Consider the following 21,277-nt stretch of genomic DNA (forward strand, 5'->3'; position numbering starts at 1 on the left):
GATAAAGGGAATAAGCGGGTGATGAGGCTCGAACTCACGACCCTCACGTTGGCAACGTGATGCTCTACCACTGAGCTACACCCGCAAATGGGATAGGAGACTAGGTTATTCAGACCTCAGCTTTATCCACATGGTATGCCATTATATGCGAATAAGAATTTTTTGGCAAATGAGCTCTTTGACTTTTTCGAGAAAGGCGTAAGAAAAAGAAAAATGCACAATTTTTTATTCCCTGAATCTTTAAGTCCAATAAGCGGTGTTTTTACGAGAGGAAAAGGGGGGAGAGTTACTGAAAAAAAGAGGGGGGTAAAACGGGCAAAATTTTCAAAAAATTGAAATTGGTAATCAATTTTTGTTGCATCACTTTTGAAAAAAGAGTAAAACACGGGATCAGCTGTCTTCTTTCGTCTAACTTGCCGGTTTGAGGCAGAAGAGAATGCGAATAAACTGCGAATAAACAAGGTGTGAGAATGCTTAACTTTAGAAAGCTAAGACAAGATTTTGCTTCAGGTGTTGTCAAAGAGGGGAAGGAACTTTATGACAAACAAAAGGTGGTATCGGCAAGAATTTTACACCTCGATCATAAAACAGTGCGCATTGCAGGAAGAATTCAAGGGCAGTATGACAATCACTACGAGAGTCATCTAGAGATTGACCGGCTAGATTGTGAAGCGATTGACTCAGATTGCGATTGTCCCTACAACTATGACTGTCAGCATTTAGCAGCTCTCATTTTTTTCTTAGAAGATAAGCTTGATGAGATCATGGTGAGTTATTCTAAAGAAAATAGCTTAGATGCCATTGTAGAGAAGAATGAACTAGGGGATGAAGAGAAGAGTGCTCTCATGGCCACTTTTAAAGTGGCTAAATCTAAACAGTCCCAAAAGCAAGAAGAGCTCTTTCAAAAGCAGCTACTTCAAGAGTATGAAATCTCTTCAGAGGTGCTTTCCATTTCACCATTCTTTAGACCTGAAGAGGCGTATGAAGTAGATCTTGCTGAAGTGGCCTTTATTTTCCAAATTCCTCCGCATTTAGAAGGAAAGCACTTCATTGAATTTATGATTGCGCTAAGGCTCCCTTCAAGATCCAAGCCGCTTCATATCCCTCAGATTAAAAAGTTTTTCGATGCGGTACGGTATAATGATCCTCTCTACATTGGAAGTAAAAAATACCACTTTTCCTTTAGCTCATTTTCCCCTATTCAGCAAGATATGATGAAACTTGTCATTCAGCAAGCCAGATTTCAAGAGCCAGTCACCTCAGAAAAAGGGTATAGAATTGCGCAGATTGATTTGGAACTCTTTGGAACGCTACTTTCTAAAACGTATCAAGAGGCTGTTAAACCTTATGCAGAAAGTGGCTATCACCCGTCAGATGAAGAGACGCTTGAGCTTCAAGGACTCTTTGATAGCTCGTTAGAAAATCCGGTGAAATTTTCTCCCTCTCCTGTCACCTTAAAGTTCTTACTTGAATATCTCAAACCACCCATCTCTAAAATCTTATTAACGCCTATGATTGTGGCAGATCAAAAACCTTTAGGCATTGAAGAGGTGAAATTTCTTCCGTGTGTCACGCCGGGAATGATTTATCAAAACACCTACTATAAATTCTCTTCCCACATCACAAGACGGCATCTGAAAAACTTACGTTCTCTTCAAGATCTAACCATACCTGAGCCGTTATTTGGGTCATTCATTGAAAATGCGATGCCCCAGCTTTCGCATTTTGGCCTCATTGAAAATGACGACACCCTTAATGAAGTGATTACAATCCCTTATAGCACCCCACTAAGAGCGCTTTGTGATATTGTTTACTTAGATGGAGAGTTAGAAGCTAGACTCTATTTTATGTATGAAGGGAATAAGATTCCTGCCACCTCTTCTCTTTTAAGCTTTGCTGAGACAACCTCATTTATCACCCCCCGGGGCATCATTGCAAGGAACCTTGTCGATGAAAGAAAGCTGACAGAAGATCTATTTCAAGATTTTCTCTTTAAACAAGATGAAGGGCTCTTTGTCACAAAATCGGAGAAGAAGATTGTTGAATTCATGACAGATATTATTCCCCGATATCAAAAAAGAGTCACCTTTGATTGTCCGCAAAATCTGATGGATCAGTTCATTTACGATAAAACCGAGTACTTGATTCAGCTCCTTCCGACAGAAAGAGTGGATAGCTATCAGCTTCAACTAGAAGTGAAAGGGTCGTTAAAAGGGGCCAAAATGGACCTTCTTTGGGAATGCGTTGCATCAAAAAGAGCGTATCTTGAGATTGATCCTTCTAAATCCAAAGCAAAAAAATCCGAAGGGTCAAGGCTTCCGAAAATTTTGGTGCTGGATTTAGAAAAAATTACAGCGCTTGTTCAACTCTTTGATGAGCTAGGGATTGAAACATTAAAAGATCACACATTGCAAAGGCCTCTCTGGAGTTTAGCTAGCATTGATATGTCCCATTTTGAAGGGCTCCCCGTTAAAATCACGGTGTCTGATCGTCTTTTAGAAATACGGCAGCAAATGCTGGGAGAGAAAAAGATGCACTCTTCTGTTATTCCTGATGAAATTAGAGGGTCGCTAAGACCTTATCAGCAAGAAGGGGTACAGTGGCTTGAGAGATTAAGGTCGATGTATTTAAACGGGATATTAGCAGATGACATGGGTCTTGGAAAAACGCTTCAAGCCATTGTGACGATTACGCAATACTTAAAGCATCATCAAAAACCAGTTCTCATTGTTTGCCCAACCTCTCTTGTTTACAACTGGAAAGAAGAGTGCTCAAAGTTTAATCCGCATTTAAACGTACTCGTTGTGGACGGCGTCCCTTCCCTTCGGAAAAAATTGATTGAAACAGCTAAGAACTACAATATCATTGTCACCTCTTACACCCTTCTTCAAAAAGACATCGAGCTATATAAACAGATGACACTTGGATATACCATCCTTGATGAGGCGCAGCATATTAAAAATAGAGGCACACGGAATGCTAAATCAGTGAAGATGATTGTCTCTGATCATAAACTTATTCTCTCTGGAACCCCGATTGAAAATTCTCTCGATGAGATGTGGAGCTTATTTGACTTCTTGATGCCAGGCTTCTTAAGCTCTTACGACCGTTTTGTCGAAAAATATGTGAGATCAGGAGCTGATCAATCAAAAAATCTCGAATTTTTAAGAAGAAAGGTCAGTCCCTTTATCTTACGCAGAATGAAAGCAGATGTGTTAGATGACCTTCCTCCTGTAAATGAAATTGTCTACCATTGCCAGCTCTCTGATACGCAGCTTCAGCTGTATAAATCGTATGCAGAGTCAGCAAGACAAGAGCTTGTTAAACTGGTTGAGCGTGATGGATTTGATCGGGTCCAAATCCATGTGCTTGCCACCCTTACAAGGCTCAAGCAAATTTGCTGTCATCCAGCTATTTTTGCCAAAGAAAAGGCAGAGATCGGAGACTCTTCTAAATACGACATGCTCTTAGAGCTTTTACAAACACTCATTGAAGGGAAACATAAGACAGTCATTTTTAGTCAGTACACAAAAATGCTTCAGCTGATGCGAGATGATCTTGAAATGAGAGGAATTCGGTTTGTGTATCTTGACGGCTCGTCTAAGAACCGGTTAGAAATTGTAAAACAGTTTAACGAAGATGAAACCATTTCTGTTTTCCTCGTCTCTTTAAGAGCGGGAGGTACAGGATTAAATCTTGTGGGAGCTGATACCGTGATCCACTACGATATGTGGTGGAACCCAGCTGTGGAAAATCAAGCGACAGACCGTGTGTACCGCATGGGGCAGAAGAAAAATGTGTCGAGTTATAAACTCATTACTTTAGGTACGATTGAAGAGAAGATTGCAGAAATGCAAAAACGGAAAAAAGGATTGGTCAAGAAAGTCGTAAGTTGCGATGATGAAGCTATTGCTAAATTAACTTGGGAAGATGTTCTCGAACTCTTAAAAACTTAATCAATTCAACTATGGCTCAGAAAAGATCGATCGATATAAGAAAAATGTTTGCAAATTTGATGCAATCCACATTTGGAAAAGCTGGATTTTTATCTAGTTTTTTTGCAAGTGACATTGGGATTGACCTTGGAACTGCAAATACACTTGTGTATGTGAGGGGAAAAGGGATTGTCCTTGCAGAACCCTCTGTTGTTGCTGTGGACTCTGCAACAAATGAAGTGCTAGCCGTCGGGCATAAAGCAAAGGCGATGTTAGGAAAAACTCCTCGAAAAATTCATGCGGTGCGGCCCATGAAAGACGGCGTCATTGCCGACTTTGAAATTGCAGAAGGGCTTCTTAAAGCTCTCATTAAACGGGTCACCCCTTCCAGGAGCCTTTTTCGTCCTAAAATCTTAATCGCTGTTCCTTCTGGAATTACCGGCGTAGAAAAACGGGCTGTGGAAGATTCTGCCTTAAGAGCTGGAGCTCAAGAAGTGGTTCTCATCGAAGAGCCTATGGCAGCTGCAATTGGAGTGGATCTTCCTGTTCATGAACCGTTTGGCAATATGATTGTCGACATCGGGGGCGGAACGACAGAGATCGCTATCATCTCTTTAGGGGGCATTGTTGAATCCAGATCGTTAAGAATTGCAGGAGATGAGTTTGATGAGTGCATTGTAAACTACATGCGAAGAACATATAACCTCATGATCGGCCCAAGAACTGCTGAAGAGATTAAAATCACCATTGGTTCTGCTTATCCGTTAGGGGATGAAGAGCTTGAAATGGAAGTCAGAGGAAGAGATCAAGTGGCAGGGCTTCCTGTTATGAAAAGAATCAACTCTGTAGAGATACGCGAGTGTCTTGCAGAACCGATTCAACAAATCATTGAAAGCGTAAAACTCACCTTAGAAAAATGTCCTCCAGAACTTGCAGCTGACCTCGTGGAAAGAGGCATGGTTTTAGCAGGAGGGGGAGCTTTAATTAAAGGGCTTGATAAAGCGCTCATTAAAGAAACAGGTCTTCCTGTCATTGTAGCAGCACATCCGCTTCTTGCGGTCTGCATGGGAACAGGAAAAGCTTTAGAATATCTTGATAAGTTCAAGAAGAAAAAAGCTCTTATCTAATCTCTTTCCCGTATGAAAATTGTCATTCAACGGGTAACATCTGCCTCCGTTTCCATTAACCACACTGTGGTTTCATCTATTGGAAAAGGGGCAGCTGTTCTTATTGGTTTTCATCAAAATGATACAAAAGAAACCGCTCGGTGGATGGCAAAAAAGCTCATCCACCTCCGTTATTTTCAAGATCATGAAGGAAAAACGAACCTCTCTTTACAAGATGTTCAAGGAGAGCTTCTAGTGATTTCGCAGTTTACTCTCTACGCTTCTTGTGAAGAGGGGAGAAGACCCTCTTTGATTCATGCAGCCTCTCCTGTCATTGCAAAACCTCTTTATGATTTTTTTATCCAAGAATTAACACATGAACTAAAAAACGTGAAGACGGGTGTCTTTGGAGCAGATATGGCTTTATCTCTTGTGAATGATGGCCCTTTTACACTCATTATTGAGCGGTAAAAAGAAGAGAAACTCCTCTTACATAAGAGGAGTTAATAAGAAAAAAATTACGCTCTTGCGAATACGTCTGTTCCTGAGAAGAAAAATGCAATTTCAATCTTTGCATTTTCAAGGCTATCAGATCCGTGAACAGCATTACGGTCAATCGATGTTGCAAAATCTTTCCGTATGGTTCCTTCTAAAGCATCTTTTGGGTTAGTAGCTCCCATGATGGCTCGATTTTTAAGAACGCTATTTTCTCCTTCTAAAACCATAATGACAACAGGGCCTTCTGTCATAAATTGAACAAGTTCTCCGTAAAAAGGGCGTGCTGCGTGAACAGCATAAAACGCTTTTGCTTGCTCTGTTGAGAGGTGAGCCATTTTCATCGCTGCAATTTTAAGCCCTTCTTTTTCAAAGCGCGCAATAATTTCTCCGATATGGTTGTCTTGAACGGAGTCGGGTTTTAAGATTGAAAGTGTTCTTTCCATGTTGTCAATTCCTTGTAAAAAACGTTCATTCTAACGGTTTAATGAATTTCTGTCTGGATTCAATTTCACTTAAGAAAAAGTACAGCTAATAGGCTATTTCTTGGACAAAAAAGTTTAATGTTTTTTTCTTTACTAGAGAAAGAATTGAGTTCAAGATATGAATCATTGAGAGTAAGAAGAAAGGCTAAAGAGATGTTTTTAACATTCTCTAAAGCCCCTCTTCTAATTATCAATCCATCAGCACTTTTGTTTTAAAAGTTTGATGACTTTACTCATAGAAGTCTTAAAGCGCTTCCTGTTGAAGTGGCTTAAGTAGAGAGTCTCCTTAAGACTTCTTTGTATGAGACACACGGTGTGCTCCTTCGCTATGCCCATGTGTACTTGGACGGCCGCGGTGAGCGCTTTCATGAGAAGTGTCATGCGTCTCTTTATGACCTCTTGTATGAGAGGCAGCGTGTGCCTTTTCTTCATGTTCATGCTTACTTGGACGGCCACGGGTGTGCTGCGCACCTTCATGAGAAGTATCATGGGCTCCTGCATGACCTCTTGCATGAGAGGGTGTATGCGCCTTTTCTTCATGCTCATGCTTACTTGGACGGCCACGGGTATGCGTGCCTTCATGAGAAGTATCATGGGTTCCTACATGACCTTTTGTATGAGAGGCAGCGTGTGCCTTTTCTTCATGCTCATGCTTACTTGGACGGCCACGGGTGTGCGAGCCTTCATGAGAAGTGTCATGGGCTCCTACATGACCTTTTGTATGAGAGGCGGTGTGTGCCTTTTCTTCATGTCCATGGGTGCTTGGACGGCCACGGTGAGCGCCTTCATGAGAAGTATCATGGGCTCCTGCATGACCTCTTGTGTGAGAGGCGTGATGCATCTCTTCTTCATGTTCATGTGTACGTGGACGGCCGCGGGTGTGCGTGCCTTCATGAGAAGTGTGATGCGTATCTGCATGACTTCTAGGGTGAGAGGCGTGCCTAGCTTTTTCTAAAGTCCTTTCCATTTCTGCATGATCACGGTGCTTAGCCCCAAGTTTTGAAGCTTCTGATTTTTCCTCATGGCTTCTTGCTTGAGACGCATTACGGGCTTTTTCTAAAGTTCTTTGCATTTCTGCAGAGTCACGGTTTTGAGCAGCCCGTTTTGAGGCTTCTGATTTTTCTTCGTGACTTCTTGCTTGAGAAGCACGGCGTGCTTTTTCTAAATTGGCAGAGCTACTTTTTTTATTTTTTGTAATCATAAATCACCAAAATTTTAATTTTGTTTTCTTTAATACTTAAATAAAAATAAATTTTACTTAAATAGCGATCCAACTCCATTGTTTGATTTTTTAAGTATTTTGTAAATGATTGTTTTATACTATAAAGAATAGATAGTATCACATATTACTTAGCTCAATATGGATAAAAAGATGAGAAAAAGCATACTCTTTTTACCCATGAAAAAGCGAAAAAAACGATCAATTTTTATGGATTTAGAGAAGCTTAAAAGGGGTATTTTTGATGATGATAAAAAAAGAGGGTCATACGATTTTCCTGTAGCAGATCTTCAAGAGAATAGGTTTTTAAAAAACTAAAAGTGTACCTACCGTTAGATAAGTGTTAATAACTTTAGGTTGATAAACTCCATCAAGTATCTTCATATTTCTTGGTATTTAACTTTCAAATACGAGGATGGCGTATCATCTCATTCCAAATTCTCTTTGCCTTTGAGCGAGAAGAGTTAATGTAATATATTTTATTTTGAGTTGCGAAGGAAGAAAAGATATTTCCTATACTGTGTACCATCTTAAATGTAAGAATGGCTTGATTAAGAGATGTTTCTAATAAAAAGGAGAGAGTGGTTTGAGGGTTAAAAAAAAGAGCGTTAAAAATGAGCTTTAAAGAAGGGGCTATGCGCTTGGGGAGTATGTTAGGTTGCAGCGAACAAATCATCGCTAGAAGAAATAAGATTTTAAAATTTTTCTTGCGAAGAGCATCGATTTTTTCTATCCCAGCAAAAATGTGATAGCTGATCTCTATGATAGGACGGGGAAGTTTGCTGATGAGAAAGGGGGGAATAGAGTTCTTAAATAGATAGGTTAAAGAAAAATAACATCTTTTTCCAATATAACAGGTTGCAACACCCGCACTCACGGTAGCGACAAGTTGAAAAATCTTATTTTGAAATAAACGTGCAATCTTTTCAGGAGCTTGGATGAGGGCGAGCTTTTTGAAATGAGCATAAAAGAAAGAGGTTGGGGGAGCAATCTCCTCAGCAAGAGATACGATAGCCTCTCCCTGATTTTCAAAACTTTGATGAAATACAATGTGTAGAAATTGCTCTCTGGGGTCTTGAGAAGAAAATTGATATCTTAAGGGAGGGTGATAAAGTTCATGCTGAATCATGAAATCGATAAAATATTCACACGCTTTTTTCACATCTTCTGGGTATTTTTGAGGATTTAAAGCCCTTTTTGCCCACTTAGCAGCTATTTTCTGATGGTAAGGAGGAAGTTTTTCAGAGAGTTTAGATTCCGTAATGATCAGGTCTCTATAGGTTTTGTAAAGAAGAGGAGTCATAATGATATTTCTTTTTGGATCAGTTCTTGAGGAAAGAAAATGCCTTGAGATACAAGCATCCATTCCATCATTTCAGGAGAGAGGCCATTTTCAGCTAAATCTTCCAAGGGAAAATGGCCTAAAAATTCATCTTGCCTTTGCCGGTTTATTGCAGAGTAAAGAGATGTTTCAAGAGATTCTATTCCTGTCAGTATGCGTTTAATGGTATCTTGTTCTAAAAAAGGGTTAATTTTTTGAATTTGCGAGATTTGCGAAGCATGGTGAAAAGCAGCTTGAAAAGGTTCTAGTTCAAGAGGCAAAGCTTCTTCTAAAATATAGCGCTTTAAAGAAGTGAGAGCCTTTTCACCTAAGCTCTTTTGAGAGAGAAGAGAAGATAAATGCTCTTCATGTTTTCGTCTCTCTAGTAAGACAGGGTATTTTTCGCCTAGCCAGCTCTTCACTTGACTTAAGGCAAAAAGCTCTTCCAAAAAGCTTTCCCATGAAATAGGAAGAAGCTCAGTTAAACTGAATGTTTGTCCTGATATTGCAGTAATTTTTATTTGAAGAAGATCTTTTTGTTTAACCACATCAATCAGTTCGATAAAGAGGGTAAAAAGATGAGGAAGAGGAGCATTACTGTATTTTTGATGACAGATAGGGCGGAGTATTTCAAGCTCTTTTTCATAGAGCGCAGTATAGTGATCTTGGTTCCATGTGCGCATTTCACTTTTTAGCCACTCGGTAATTTTTTCTCTTAAGGGATGCCCTTCTTTAGCTTGAATATGCCTTTGTATAGTTAAAATAATGCAATTTTCGTTGTAATCATCAAAAAATAATTTTAGATAAGTTGCTTTATCCAAAGAAGAAAGTAGCGGCTCATCGATATGCCGTGTCCCAGGTATGCCTAAGAGTGGCCCTAAGGTTTTTAGGTAGAGATTAAAGTAATGCGTATTTTGAGAATGATTGCCAAAATGTTTTTGAATTTGACTCTCAGCAATCTGCTTTCTTTGATGAGCAAGGAGCTCGGTGAGATGCTCTTTAAGAGAGAGGTCCATATTCATGAACATTTGATGCATGCCATAATAGGAGTTCATGGCATCTCCCATCAATCTTCCTCCGCAATGATTGCCTGTTAAAGCAATATCAATCACCATACGCGCTCTTGTTAAGAGTATCTCCTCATATTGCCCTCGTTCAGAAGAAGAGTATTGCATACAGTTTTTTCCGTAACGGTTTTCAAAGGCTACTAGGTCTTGATGAGATTTATTTAAGGAGAGACGAAGGGCATTTTCAATCTGTTCATAAAACTGCATTAACCTGGGAATATCATAAGAGGGGGGAGTTCCAATAAAGGCTGTTTTTTGATGGATCCTTTGAAGCACTGTTTGTAATAAAGAGCGGAGTTCATCAGGTGTGTATGTTTTTTCATCTTCTTTAAGAGAGCCTTGATCCATATACCCAATTTCCTCAGTATGGGTAAAATTGATTTCATCAAAGAAGGTTAATAAGGTGTCTATTTGAATCTCATCAGATACATGCTTGGCCTCTAGAATAAGCTCTTTTGTCCGGATATGACTTAGTTGAATAGAAGCACTTAAGAAAAGCCGCAGGGGATTGTCTTCTTGATTTATAGAGAGTTTATGGATGAAGAGTCTAGTGAATGTAGTCACGATACAAAAGAGGGAAGAGAGGACGCAAAAAGCTATTTTTAACACAATTAAAGGAATATCAAAGGTGATTTCCCATGTGTTTTTTTGAGAGTTATATCCAATGACATGATATTGAAAAGAGGTGCCAAAATAAGAAGCTGTTTGATAGAGCGATCCAGCTAAAGCCAAAGCTGCAGCCTGAATAATGATAAAAGATCTTATAGCTACCTGGATGATTTTTTGATCAAAAGATGGCGGAGGGTTTTTATAAGAGCGTGCTTCAAACTGAGTAAAGTCCACTTCGTAGAGAGGTGAAGAAATAAACTGAATCACTGCCATGTTAACAATCATGCTATAATGAGAAGAAGATTATTTTAAATATAAATTATTAATATTCTATACAGGCTTTAATAATCATTACACAATATCTTATTTTAGAGTGTGTTGTATTACTTTTTTATTTATAGAATTGTGCACTTCATCTGATTTTTATAACGAGAAGGAATAAGATCTCCGTTTACTTTAAACCCCTTAGGCAAAGCAGTAAGCCTTGTACAAGAAGAGAGATTAAGATCTTTTCCTACTTCTAAATCTTCAGGAAGCCTTTTCAATGCTGTACAATCAGAAAGGTTAAGAGACCCTCCAACTTTAAGGCCACCTGGTAAGGTGGTAAGAGATTTGCAGTAAGAGAGATCAAGATCTTTTCCCACTTCCAAATTTTCAGGAAGCTGTATCAATGCCTCGCAACCATAAAGATCAAGGTTTTTTTTAATTTTAAGACCATCTGACAAGGCAGTAAGAGATTCGCAGTAAGTGAGATCAAGATTTTTTCCTACTTCTAAATCTTCGGGAAGTTCTGTCAATCTTATACAATTAGAAAGGCTAAGAGATCCGTTGACTTTAAGTCTCTTAGGTAGGCCGGTAAGAGATTCACAGGAAGGGAGATCAAGATCTTTTCCTACTTCTAAATCTTCAGGAAGTTCTATCAATTTCATACAATTAGTAAGGGTAAGAGACCCTTTGACTTTAAGCCTCTTAGGTAGAGTAGTCAAAGACTCACAATAAGAAAGATCAAGATCTTTTCCTATTTCCAAATCTTCAGGAAGATGCGTGAATGCTGTACAATCAGAAAGATTAAGAGTCCCGTTGACTTTAAGATTTTGTGGCAAAGTGATAAGAGATTTACAATAAGAAAGGTCAAGATCTTCTTCTACTTCTAAACTCCCAAGAAGCTCTGTCAATGCTTGACAATCAGAAAGATTAAGCACCCCGTTGATTTTAAAACTTCCTAGTAAAGTGGTAAGAGATTCGCAATGATGAAGATCAAGATCTCTTTCTACTTCTAAACTCCCAATAAGCTCTGTCAATGCTGTACAATAAGAAAGATTAAGAGATCCTTTAATTTTAAATCCTTGTGGGAAGGTGGTCAAAGATTTGCAATGATGAAGATTAAGATCTTTTCCGACTTCCAAATCTTCAGGAAGATGAGTGAGTTCTGTACAATTAGAAAGATTAAGAGATTCTTTAACTTTAAGTCCCTGTGGTAAGGTAGTCAAAGAGTTGCAATCAGAAAGATCAAGATGACTTCCTACTTCTAAATCTTCAGGAAGATGTACCAATGTTTTACAATGGTAAATATTAAGAGATCCTTTGACTTTAAGCCCTTTTGGCAAGGAGGTCAAAGATTCACAATAAGAAAGATCAAGATGATTTCCTACTTCTAAATCTTCAGGAAGATGTACCAATGCTTTACAACGATAAATATTAAGAGATCCTTTAATTTTAAGCCCTTTGGGTAAGGGAGTAAGAGATTCGCAATCAGAAAGCTTCAGATCTTCTTCTACTTTCAAACCTTCAGGAAGCTCTCTCAGCGCTTTACAATCATAAAAGATAAGAGATCCTTTGACTTTAAGCCCTTTTGGTAAGGTAGTAAAAGATTCACAATGATAAAGAGTAAGATTTTTTCCTATTTCCAAATCTTCAGGAAGCTCTGTCAATGCTGTACAATGAGAAAGATTAAGAGATCCTTTAACTTTGAGTCCTCGTGGTAAGGTCGTCAAAGATTCGCAGCTAGAAAGCTTCAGATCTCCTTCTACTTTTAAATCTTCAGGAAGCTCTGTCAATGCTTTACAATCATAAAAGATAAGAGATCCTTTGACTTTAAGCCCTTTTGGTAAGGTAGTAAGTCCTGTACAATTAGATAAGTGAAGATTTCCTTCTACTTCTAAATCCTCAGGAAGTTTTGTCAAGGGTGTATAAACATCAATTGAAAGAGATCCTTTAATTTTAAGCCCTTTGGGTAAGGGAGTAAGAGATTCGCAATACTGAAGATTAAGATCTTTCTCTACTTTCAAATCTTCAGGAAGCTCTGTCAACGCTTTACAACGAGAAAGTGAAAGAGATCCTTTGACTTTAAGGCACTGTGGTAAGGTAGTAAGTCCTGTACAATTAGATAGGTCAAGATCTCTCTCTATTTCTAAATTTTCAGGAAGATGAGTCAATGCTGTACAACCAGAAAGATTAAGAGATCCTTCGAGTTTAAGGCGCTGTGGTAAGGTAGTAAGTCCTGTACACTTAGATAGGTCAAGATTTCCCTCTACTTCTAAATCTTCAGGAAGATGAGTCAATGCTGTACAACCAGAAAGATTAAGAGATCCTTTAACTTTAAGGCGTTGTGGTAAGGTAGTAAGTCCTGTACACTTAGATAGGTCAAGATTTCCTTCTACTTCTAAATCTTCAGGAAGATGAGTCAATGCTGTACAACCAGAAAGATTAAGAGATCCTTTTACTTTAAGTCCTTTGGGTAAGGTAATAAGCATGTTACAAAAAGAGAGATGAAGATCTTCTTCTACTTCTAAATCGTCAGGAATTTTTTTCAATGCTTGACACCAAGAAAGATCAAGAGACCCTCTAACTTTAAGTCCTTTGGGTAAGGGAGCAAGCTTTTTACACTCCCAGAGGTCAAGATCTCCTTCTATTTCTAAATTTTCGGGCAGTTTTGTTAATAAGCTACACTCCCGAAGTGAAAGAGCTCCTTTAACTTTAAGCCGGCGTGGTAAGGTAGTCAAAGATTTGCAATAAGAGAGATTAAGATCTTTTCCTACTTCTGAGTCTTCAGGAAACTTTTTCAATGCTTTGCAACTAAAAAGATTAAGCGACCCTCCTACTTTAAGTCCTTTTGGTAATGAAGTAAGCTTTGTACAATTAGAGAGATCAAAGTTTCCTTCTACTTTTAAATTTTTAGGAAGATAGGTTAATGCTGTACAACAAAAGAGATTAAGAGTTTCTTTAACTTTAAGCCCTCTTGGTAAGGTAGTCAAAGATTCGCAATAAGAAAGATCAAGATCTTTTCCTACTTCTAAATCTTCAGGAAGCCCTATCAATTCTTGACAATGAGAAAGATTAAGAGACCCTTTAACTTTAAGTCCTTGTGGTAAGGAAGTAAGCTCTGTACAATTAGAGAGATCAAGGTCTCCTTCTACTTCCAAATCTTCAGGAAGTTCTACCAACTCTTGACAATGAGAAAAGTTAAGAGTCCCTCCTACTTTAAGCCCTCTTGGTAAGGTCATAAGTCCTGTAAAATCAGAGAGAGGATCGCATATCAAGGAGCCATCTATTTCAACATCTTTAGATTGTAACAGGGCAAAAAATTGGATATTAAAGGCACATATTTTTACATCCCCCTTAATGAGTATTTGGGTTGGTAAAATCTCTAGATTTGTAAGCTGATTGAGATTTTCTGCTAAAAGGGTGTATGGATGTTCTTGCTGGTTCACATCTAATGAGCAATTAAGAAAAGAATGGGTCTTATGATAGTTATGTGAAATATACATGATAAATTTTAATGGATGCATTTTTCCATAATGCATTGTTTTTGTAAATTCAAAAAATGCAACAAATTAAATTTTTTTAATCATTCGGAATGAGTGTGTTGCATAATGCTATAAAAAATATTAATTTTTTGAAAAAAGCCTCTTGTCTTCAAAAAAGCTCATCACATTTTTAAGATGCATATGTTAGAGATTATAACTTAAAGTCTTCCCCAAAATAGAAAAGTCTAGCTTCTTGGTGATTAAGGAGCTCTTCTACAGTTCCTGAAATGAGAATTTTACCCTGACGAATTAAATAGCTCCTGTCCACAATAGAGAAAATTTCTCTTGCGTTATGATCAGTAACCTAACTTGCTAGTTACCTAAAATAGCCCTTATACATGAAAAAGCATCTTTTTTTAATAAAATTCCATGTAAAAAACAACGGAATTTTAAAAAAAACACGCAAAAAAAATCATTAAAAAAGGCTTTTTCAAGATAATTTGCATAGAAATTAAAAACTGCTTATCAACTAACAAGTTAGGTATCAGTAATCAAAACGCTAATCCCTTTACTTTTTAAGTGGTGGATCATTTTTTTTACATCAGCGATTGAGAGGGGATCGATATTTGCAAAAGGCTCATCAAGAAGGAGAAGAGAGGGATTAGAGACAAGCGCTCTTGTGATTTCTAGCCGTCTTCTTTCTCCGCCAGAGAGCATTCCCGCTTTTTTCTTCGCAAGAGGGGCTAAATGGAGCTCATTTAAAAGGAGTTCTAGCTTCTCTTTTTGCTCTTGAGGAGAACTCGTTAATGTTTCTAAGACACAGAGAATATTTTCTTCAACAGAAAGAGATCTAAATACAGAAGGTTCTTGAGCTAGATACCCCATGCCAAGAGAGGCTCTTTTGTGAATGGGTAAATGGGTGATCTCTTGATCTTTAAAAAATACAGATCCACTATCTGGTTTAATCAGTCCCATTGCCATGTAAAAGGCGGTTGTTTTGCCGGCTCCATTAGGGCCTAGTAATCCGACAACTTCCCCTGCATTAACAGTAAAAGAGAGACCGCTGACAACAGCTTTATGGTGATATGCTTTATGGAGATTATCAACTTTAAGAAGCGTGTTTTTTGTCATGAAATACCTGATTGAGAAGTTGTTGTTCTGTAGCAGAAAGAGAAAAAGAGACACATCCCACTCCTTGAATGGAATACTCTTTTGCAAAAGGATCATAGATGAGATGGATCTCATCTGCACTCATTTTAAGAGACGGGGATTCTTGGGTGATGAGTACTTTAGAACCTGTATGTGCTTTTAAAATGCAGTTTTTTGTAGAAGGGTGATAACTCACATGGTCTGCAACCGCTTGGATTTGATGGGAGAGAGCCTCTTTAGACAGGATTTTAATCGCGCCTTCAAGCTCTAACTGATGCGGAGAGAAAAGTTTGCCCCCTTCTTCATAGGTGAGTATCGCCTCTTGTGCTTCAAGAAGGAGCTCCTCTCCTTCATAAAGAAGAGGTGTATGACAAGAAGAGGGGTGAGCTGTGATGGTATGCGTAAGAGAATCCACATGGATAGGGCCGTAAGAGGTAATATGATCGCCTGTGATGCTCTTAAGGGTCGTGACACCTGTTGTATAAAGATCAGCTGTCAGGTGATTTTCAAGAAACAGCTTCATTTCCTCAGAAGAGGATAAACACCCAAGAGGGGGGAATTCAATGAAGGAAGCTCCTTTCAAAAAGACGGTGCTCTCTTGATGTTTAAAATCAATACAATCACTTTTAAGATGAATCTTTTCTTGAGCAAGAGTATGAAGAGAGCCTACAACTTGATAGAGTCTTAGTTCTTCTAAAGCAAAGTTGAGATCAAAATGCGTAGCCTTTAACAATCCTATAATGATAAGGGAATTATTTTACATACAAATCATGAACATTCTGCATGAGGTTTTAATAATCAATGATCATTAAAAAAATCGCCTGTTTTTAGGAGCATAAGAGTGTAAGAATAAGACAATGCCGCCCCTCTACACAAATGCATGTATAGGGGCGTCATCTAAATCGTTATTTTCTATCTAAAGTGTTTGAAGAGAGCTCAAGAACGGCAGCAATTTTAAGACGAAAAAGTTGATTGATAACAACTTTTATACCGTATAAATCCACGCCTTCTTCAATATATCTTCGGATAAACGCATCGTAATCATATACAGTATTGTTATAAAGCACAGGTTTGATGGGTGTATCTTGAAGATAAGGGCAAATATCTATAGAAGATAGCGCTCTCTCTACAGCAGGAAGAAGCTCCCATTGTATAGTAGAGATTCTTCTTTGATATCTTATCCAAGGGTCCCAAGCAGCTAAATATGTTATCCATGCATCCTCTGTTACTTCTTGTAATACTTCCTCTCCTACTCTAATAATCTCTTCATCTGAAATATCTAGATAGGGTCTAAAGAGCATTCCCTTTGTTTCAATAGGAAGAGTTAACATCTCTTTTAGCGCCGTGTGAAATGCCATATACACTTCCACTTCATCCACAAACTTAAGCGTTTTGATATATTCCCGTATTTTTTTATTGAGCTTCTCGAAAAGGAAAAAACCTCTTCCTGCAGTTTTAAGTTCTTCCTCCGTTACTGATGCACGTTCTAAGTCGCACAGTGTTTGATAAAACCCGATGTCATCTAAAACCCCCATCACACGGTCATCACAAGATGAGAGTCCTTGATGAATTAAAAAAGCGGCATGATGACACAGTTTTTTATCTTTTACCATCAGCTGAAGCATTTGAATCACCCTTATTGCAAGAGATACTCTCGTAGAGCTGTTGTAATAATCCGCAGTGCCTGTAAGGCGGATAAGAAATGTTAAGAGATTTTCATGGTCTTGCACCTGGGTAAGTATTTGATGAAGTTGATGACATATTTCTTCAGGAGTTATGGACGTTTCTTGACTCGCCTCTTCTTGCCAAAATTCTATAGCAGGAAGTAATGTGCTAAATTCGATGATATAATCATCTGCAGCATCCATAGAAAAGTGAAATTGAATGCATGTGCTATTATAAGTATCTTCTTGTAATCTTCTAATCACTGTAGGCGACAATCCGCATCCCGTAAGATCTATAATACATAGACTCCCATTCAACCTCTCACTTAAAGTGGTGATCCAACTAGGTAAAGATGTTAGATGGATGCATTCGCTTAAATCTAAATTTCCTCCAAATTTTAGAGAATGAGGTAAAGCAGTAAGAGCTATACACTGAGAGAGATTAAGATCGTATTCTACTTCTAAATCTTCAGGAAGATGAGTCAGCCCTATACACTCAGAGAGATCAAGATTCCCCTCTACTTTAAGTCCTTTGGGTAGAGAAGTGAGAGCTATACACTGAGAGAGATTAAGATCTTCTCCTATTTCTAAATCTTCAGGAAGATGGGTCAATCCTGTGCATCCACGAGCATCAAGGTTTTTTTTAACTTTAAGTCCTCTAGGTAGAGAAGTCAAAGCTATACAATGACAGAGATCAAGATCGTACCCTACTTCTAACCCTTCAGGAAGATAAGTGAGCCTTTTACAATAAGAGAGATTAAGACTTTCCTCTACTTTAAGTTTTTTAGGTAGAGATGTCAAAGCTGTGCAATGACAGAGATCAAGATTTTCTCCTACTTCTAAGTCTTCAGAAAGATGAATCAGTCCTGTACACCCTGAGAGATCAAGCCTTGCCCCTACTTTAAGCCCTTTAGGTAGAGAAGTGAGAGCTGTACACTGAGAGAGATTAAGACTGTGTCTTATTTCTAAATTTTCAGGAAGCTGAGTCAGTCCTATACAACCAGAGAGGTCAAGGTATCCCTTTATTTTAAGCCCTTTAGATAGAGAGGTCAAAGCTGTACACCCTGAGAGAGTAAGATCTTTTCCTATTTCTAAATCTTCAGGGAGATAAGTTAACCTTGTGCATCCATCAAGAGCAACCCATCCTCCTACTTTAAGCCTCTTAGGTAGAGAAGTGAGAGCTGTACACTGAGAGAGGTCAAGATTTTCTCCTACTTCTAAATCCTCAGAAAAATGAGTCAGTCCTGTACAATCAGAGAGATCAAGACTTCCTGCTACTTCTAGATCTTCAGGAAGATGAGTCAGTCCTGTACACCCTGAGAGAGTAAGATCGTGTCCTACTGTTAAATCTTCAGGAAGATGAGTCAGGCCTATACACTTATAGAGGTTAAGATTTCCCCTTAATTTAAGTCCTTTAGATAGAGAAGTCAAAGCTGTACAATCAGAGAGATCAAGACTTCCTGCTACTTCTAGATCTTCAGGAAGATGAGTCAGTCCTGTACACCCTGAGAGATCAAGTCCTTTTAATTTAAGTCCTTTAGGTAGAGTAGTAAGCGCTGTACATTTAGGGAGCCAAAGAAGATATTTTAATTCTAATCCTTCAGGAAGATGAGTCAGTCCTGTACACCCTGAGAGATCAAGATTCCCTCCTACTTTAAGTCCTTTAGATAGAGAAACCAAATCTGTACATCGAGAGAAGTTAAGATTTCCTTTTACTTCTATATCTTCAGGAAGATGAGTTAGCCTTGTACAATCAGAGGAGTCAAGACTTCCCTTAATTTTAAGTCCTTTAGGTAGAGTAATGAAAGCTGTACACTTGGAGAGATTAAGACTTCCCTCTACTTCTAAATTTTCAGGAAGATGAGTCAGCCCTGTACAATTAGAAAGGTCAAGACTTCCCTTGATTTTAAGTCCTTTAGGTAGAGTAATGAGAGCTGTACACTTGGAGAGATTAAGACTTCCTTCTACTTCTAAATTTTCAGGAAGATGAGTCAGCCCTGTACAATTAGAAAGGTCAAGACTTCCCTTGATTTTAAGTCCTTTAGGTAGAGTAATGAGAGCTGTACACTTGGAGAGATTAAGACTTCCTTCTACTTCTAAATTTTCAGGAAGATGAGTCAGCCCTGTACAATTAGAAAGGTCAAGACTTCCCTTGATTTTAAGTCTCTTAGGTAGAGAAGTCAAAGCTGTACGCTCAGAGGGATCAAGACCTTCTTTTTCTGTAAGTTTATTAGATCGAATAGGAAGACCTGTACGTTTGCGGTTAACCCTTCTCTTAGCTTTAAGTCCATTAGATTGTATTAGAGATAGGTCACGAAATGTAAGTGAGCCTTCTATTTCAACATGCTTAGATTGTAAAAGAGTAAAAACATGAATATTAGAAGAATCAATGGTGACATCACCTTGAATTAAAATATCATTAGGCATATCTTCCAAACTCGTTAGTTGATGTAACTCTTCTGCTAAAAAAATGCGAGGGGGGGCCATGGCATTAATATCTAAAGGAGGATTAAGAAGGGAAGAATGTGAACAGCCTGTATTTAAAATTTGCATAAAAATCCTTATTTTTTTAATTACTGCTTCTTTTTAAAATTCACTATGTTGATTTGGAGTGAAAACAGAAAAGTAAAATTATTTTTAATTTAAGGAGTCTAACTTTCTCATAGGAACATTTTTTTGTAAAGAGTCTAATTTTTCTTACCCAGTCGCAAAAAATTTAACCTTAACTCCGCCATGATTACGTAATAAAATACCATTAACCACATAATTCTCTTGATGTTATGGTCTTTTTTTTGCTACAATCATATTACGTATCTAACGTAATATATTGGAGATTTATGAAAACAGTTAGTAACCATCCCAAATGGGCATTAATCCATAAAAAACCCGGTATGGAACTCCGGTTGATTAAAGGACATTACTATCTCTATGAAGTCTCCAGTAAATGGAATAAAGAAAAAAAACGGGCTCAAAAAATTACAGGAAAAATCTTAGGTAAGATTACGGAAAAAGAGGGATTTATCCCCTCTAGAAGTAAGTTTATCGATCAAATAGAGTTCAAAAATCTTTCCGTAAAGACCTGCGGGGTGGGATCGTTTTGTGAAACGGTATTACAAGATGTTTTTGCTGCGCTGAAAAAACATTTTGGAAAAGAGGGTGAGGCTATTTACTGTGCAAGTTTAATGAGGCTCTCTCATCAAGCTCCTTTAAAGAACATGGATCTCCATTTTAAACACGACTTCTTATCAGAGTCTTTTCCGCATCTTTCTCTTTCTGATAAAAAAATGACAGCGCTTTTAAGAGATCTTGGAGAGAGCCGAGAAAAAATTAATGCCTTTTTTAAAGAGTTCTTTAAAAAAGGAGAGCACATCCTGGTTGACATGACAGCTATTCACTCTGTATCCAAAGAAATGGATCTTAATCAAAGAGGCTATAACTCCAAGGGAAATAGCGACCCTCAAGTCAATCTACTCCTTTTATTTTCAGAGTCTCAGCAAGAGCCTGCCTATTACCGTCTTTTGCCAGGTCATGTTAGAGACGTCAAATCTGTAAAACTCTCTCTTAAGGAGTCAGGGATTGATGATGCGATCTTTATTGCAGATAAAGGGTTTTACTCAAAAAGCAATATAGATGAATTAGAACAGCTTAAGCTTCAATATCTGATTCCTCTCAAAAGGAATCATTCCCTCATCGATTACACCCCTTTTCAAAAGGCTGGAAAAGAAGGACTAAATCACTATTTTAAGTTCCAAGAGCGGTATATCTTTTGCACGGTAACAACGCATCAGTCAGGCCAAACCCTCTATACATTCCTGGATGATAAACTTAAGTTAGTAGAAGAAGAGTCATACTTAAACCGTATTGAAACTTCTAAAGAAGAAGAGCTTTCGATACAAGATTTTTATCAAAAATCTTGTATCTTTGGAACTTTTGCTCTGTTAACAAATATTACTGGTAAAACGCCTTCGGATATTTATGAACTTTATAAATCTCGAATGGATATAGAAACCGCCTTTGATGCGTTTAAAAATACACTTCAAGCTGACCGTACCTATATGCAAAATGATCAAGCCATGGAAGGGTGGATGTTCATTAATTATCTTGCCCTCCTAGCTTACTGGCGCATGTTAAAACTCCTTTTTGGGAAAGGACTGTTATCAAAATTTTCAATCCATGATTTACTCATCCATTTATCTCACATTAAAAAAATCAAAATCAATGGAGAGTGGGATTTGGCTGAAGTGACAGACAAAACAAAGAAGTTATTTGCTAAGCTTGGGTATAATATTACGTAATGATGGCGGAGTTAGGGGTTTAAATATTTTTATTAATTAAGAGCAGTATAAAAATTGAAATAGTGCTCCATTTCCAATGATTTTGCCCTGCAAAATGAGATTTTAAGAACGGATTTCTGATCAAGATAAGATGTGTTAATTAATGCACTACAAATAGTGATTTTTTATAGGATTTGTAGAAAAAAT

12 protein-coding genes and 1 tRNA gene are annotated in these 21,277 nt (G+C 38.0%); 4 read left to right on the forward strand and 9 right to left on the reverse strand.

The window, feature by feature from the left end:
- Window positions 1-13: 13 nt before the first annotated feature.
- Window positions 14-85, reverse strand: a tRNA-Gly gene (locus tag ACI7T6_RS01280).
- A gap of 385 nt (window positions 86-470) precedes the next feature.
- Here ACI7T6_RS01280 and ACI7T6_RS01285 point away from each other — a divergent pair.
- From ACI7T6_RS01285 to dtd, 3 genes are read left to right on the forward strand one after another with little or no spacing between them, the layout of a single operon-like run.
- Window positions 471-3,956, forward strand: coding sequence for an SNF2-related protein (locus ACI7T6_RS01285; protein ID WP_404665790.1), 3,486 nt, complete (start codon window positions 471-473; stop codon window positions 3,954-3,956).
- A 59-nt stretch (window positions 3,957-4,015) separates the two neighbouring features.
- Window positions 4,016-5,062 carry a rod shape-determining protein gene (locus tag ACI7T6_RS01290; protein WP_404666120.1) on the forward strand — a complete coding sequence of 349 codons (1,047 nt, stop codon included), beginning with the start codon at window positions 4,016-4,018 and terminating at the stop codon, window positions 5,060-5,062.
- 12 nt (window positions 5,063-5,074) lie between these two features.
- On the forward strand, window positions 5,075-5,512 hold the full coding sequence (dtd, locus tag ACI7T6_RS01295) for a D-aminoacyl-tRNA deacylase (RefSeq protein ID WP_404665791.1): 438 nt from the start codon (window positions 5,075-5,077) through the stop codon (window positions 5,510-5,512).
- Between the two features lie 47 nt (window positions 5,513-5,559).
- On the opposite strand, the gene ndk is transcribed toward dtd, so the two are convergent.
- The 8 genes from ndk to ACI7T6_RS01335 form a co-directional block, all read right to left on the reverse strand.
- Entirely contained in the window at window positions 5,560-5,982 is a 423-nt protein-coding gene (gene ndk / locus ACI7T6_RS01300) for a nucleoside-diphosphate kinase (RefSeq protein ID WP_404665792.1), read from the reverse strand.
- A 325-nt stretch (window positions 5,983-6,307) separates the two neighbouring features.
- On the reverse strand, window positions 6,308-7,222 hold the full coding sequence (locus ACI7T6_RS01305) for a hypothetical protein (protein WP_404665793.1): 915 nt from the start codon (window positions 7,220-7,222) through the stop codon (window positions 6,308-6,310).
- 421 nt (window positions 7,223-7,643) lie between these two features.
- Window positions 7,644-8,543 (reverse strand): hypothetical protein, encoded by a 900-nt coding sequence (locus ACI7T6_RS01310; RefSeq protein ID WP_404665794.1) that lies wholly within the window; start codon window positions 8,541-8,543, stop codon window positions 7,644-7,646.
- On the reverse strand, window positions 8,540-10,510 hold the full coding sequence (locus ACI7T6_RS01315; RefSeq protein WP_404665795.1) for a hypothetical protein: 1,971 nt from the start codon (window positions 10,508-10,510) through the stop codon (window positions 8,540-8,542). The genes ACI7T6_RS01310 and ACI7T6_RS01315 overlap by 4 nt, the downstream gene beginning before the upstream one ends.
- A gap of 122 nt (window positions 10,511-10,632) precedes the next feature.
- Window positions 10,633-14,025 carry a hypothetical protein gene (locus tag ACI7T6_RS01320; protein ID WP_404665796.1) on the reverse strand — a complete coding sequence of 1,131 codons (3,393 nt, stop codon included), beginning with the start codon at window positions 14,023-14,025 and terminating at the stop codon, window positions 10,633-10,635.
- 495 nt (window positions 14,026-14,520) lie between these two features.
- Window positions 14,521-15,210: an LPS export ABC transporter ATP-binding protein gene (gene lptB, locus ACI7T6_RS01325; RefSeq protein WP_407075206.1), complete on the reverse strand. Its 690-nt coding sequence runs from the start codon at window positions 15,208-15,210 to the stop codon at window positions 14,521-14,523.
- A complete protein-coding gene (locus tag ACI7T6_RS01330; RefSeq protein WP_404665798.1) occupies window positions 15,092-15,865 on the reverse strand; it encodes a hypothetical protein in 774 nt (257 codons plus the stop codon). Before ACI7T6_RS01330 ends, lptB begins: the two co-directional genes overlap by 119 nt.
- Window positions 15,866-16,037: 172 nt before the next feature.
- Window positions 16,038-19,349 (reverse strand): NEL-type E3 ubiquitin ligase domain-containing protein, encoded by a 3,312-nt coding sequence (locus ACI7T6_RS01335; RefSeq protein ID WP_404665799.1) that lies wholly within the window; start codon window positions 19,347-19,349, stop codon window positions 16,038-16,040.
- 284 nt (window positions 19,350-19,633) lie between these two features.
- On the opposite strand from ACI7T6_RS01335, the gene ACI7T6_RS01340 reads away from it, so the two are divergent.
- Window positions 19,634-21,091 (forward strand): transposase, encoded by a 1,458-nt coding sequence (locus ACI7T6_RS01340; protein WP_404665800.1) that lies wholly within the window; start codon window positions 19,634-19,636, stop codon window positions 21,089-21,091.
- Window positions 21,092-21,277: the final 186 nt, after the last annotated feature.

The sequence above is a fragment of the Rhabdochlamydiaceae symbiont of Dictyostelium giganteum genome (genome assembly GCF_964291045.1).
GTDB lineage: Bacteria > Chlamydiota > Chlamydiia > Chlamydiales > Rhabdochlamydiaceae > PALSA-1444.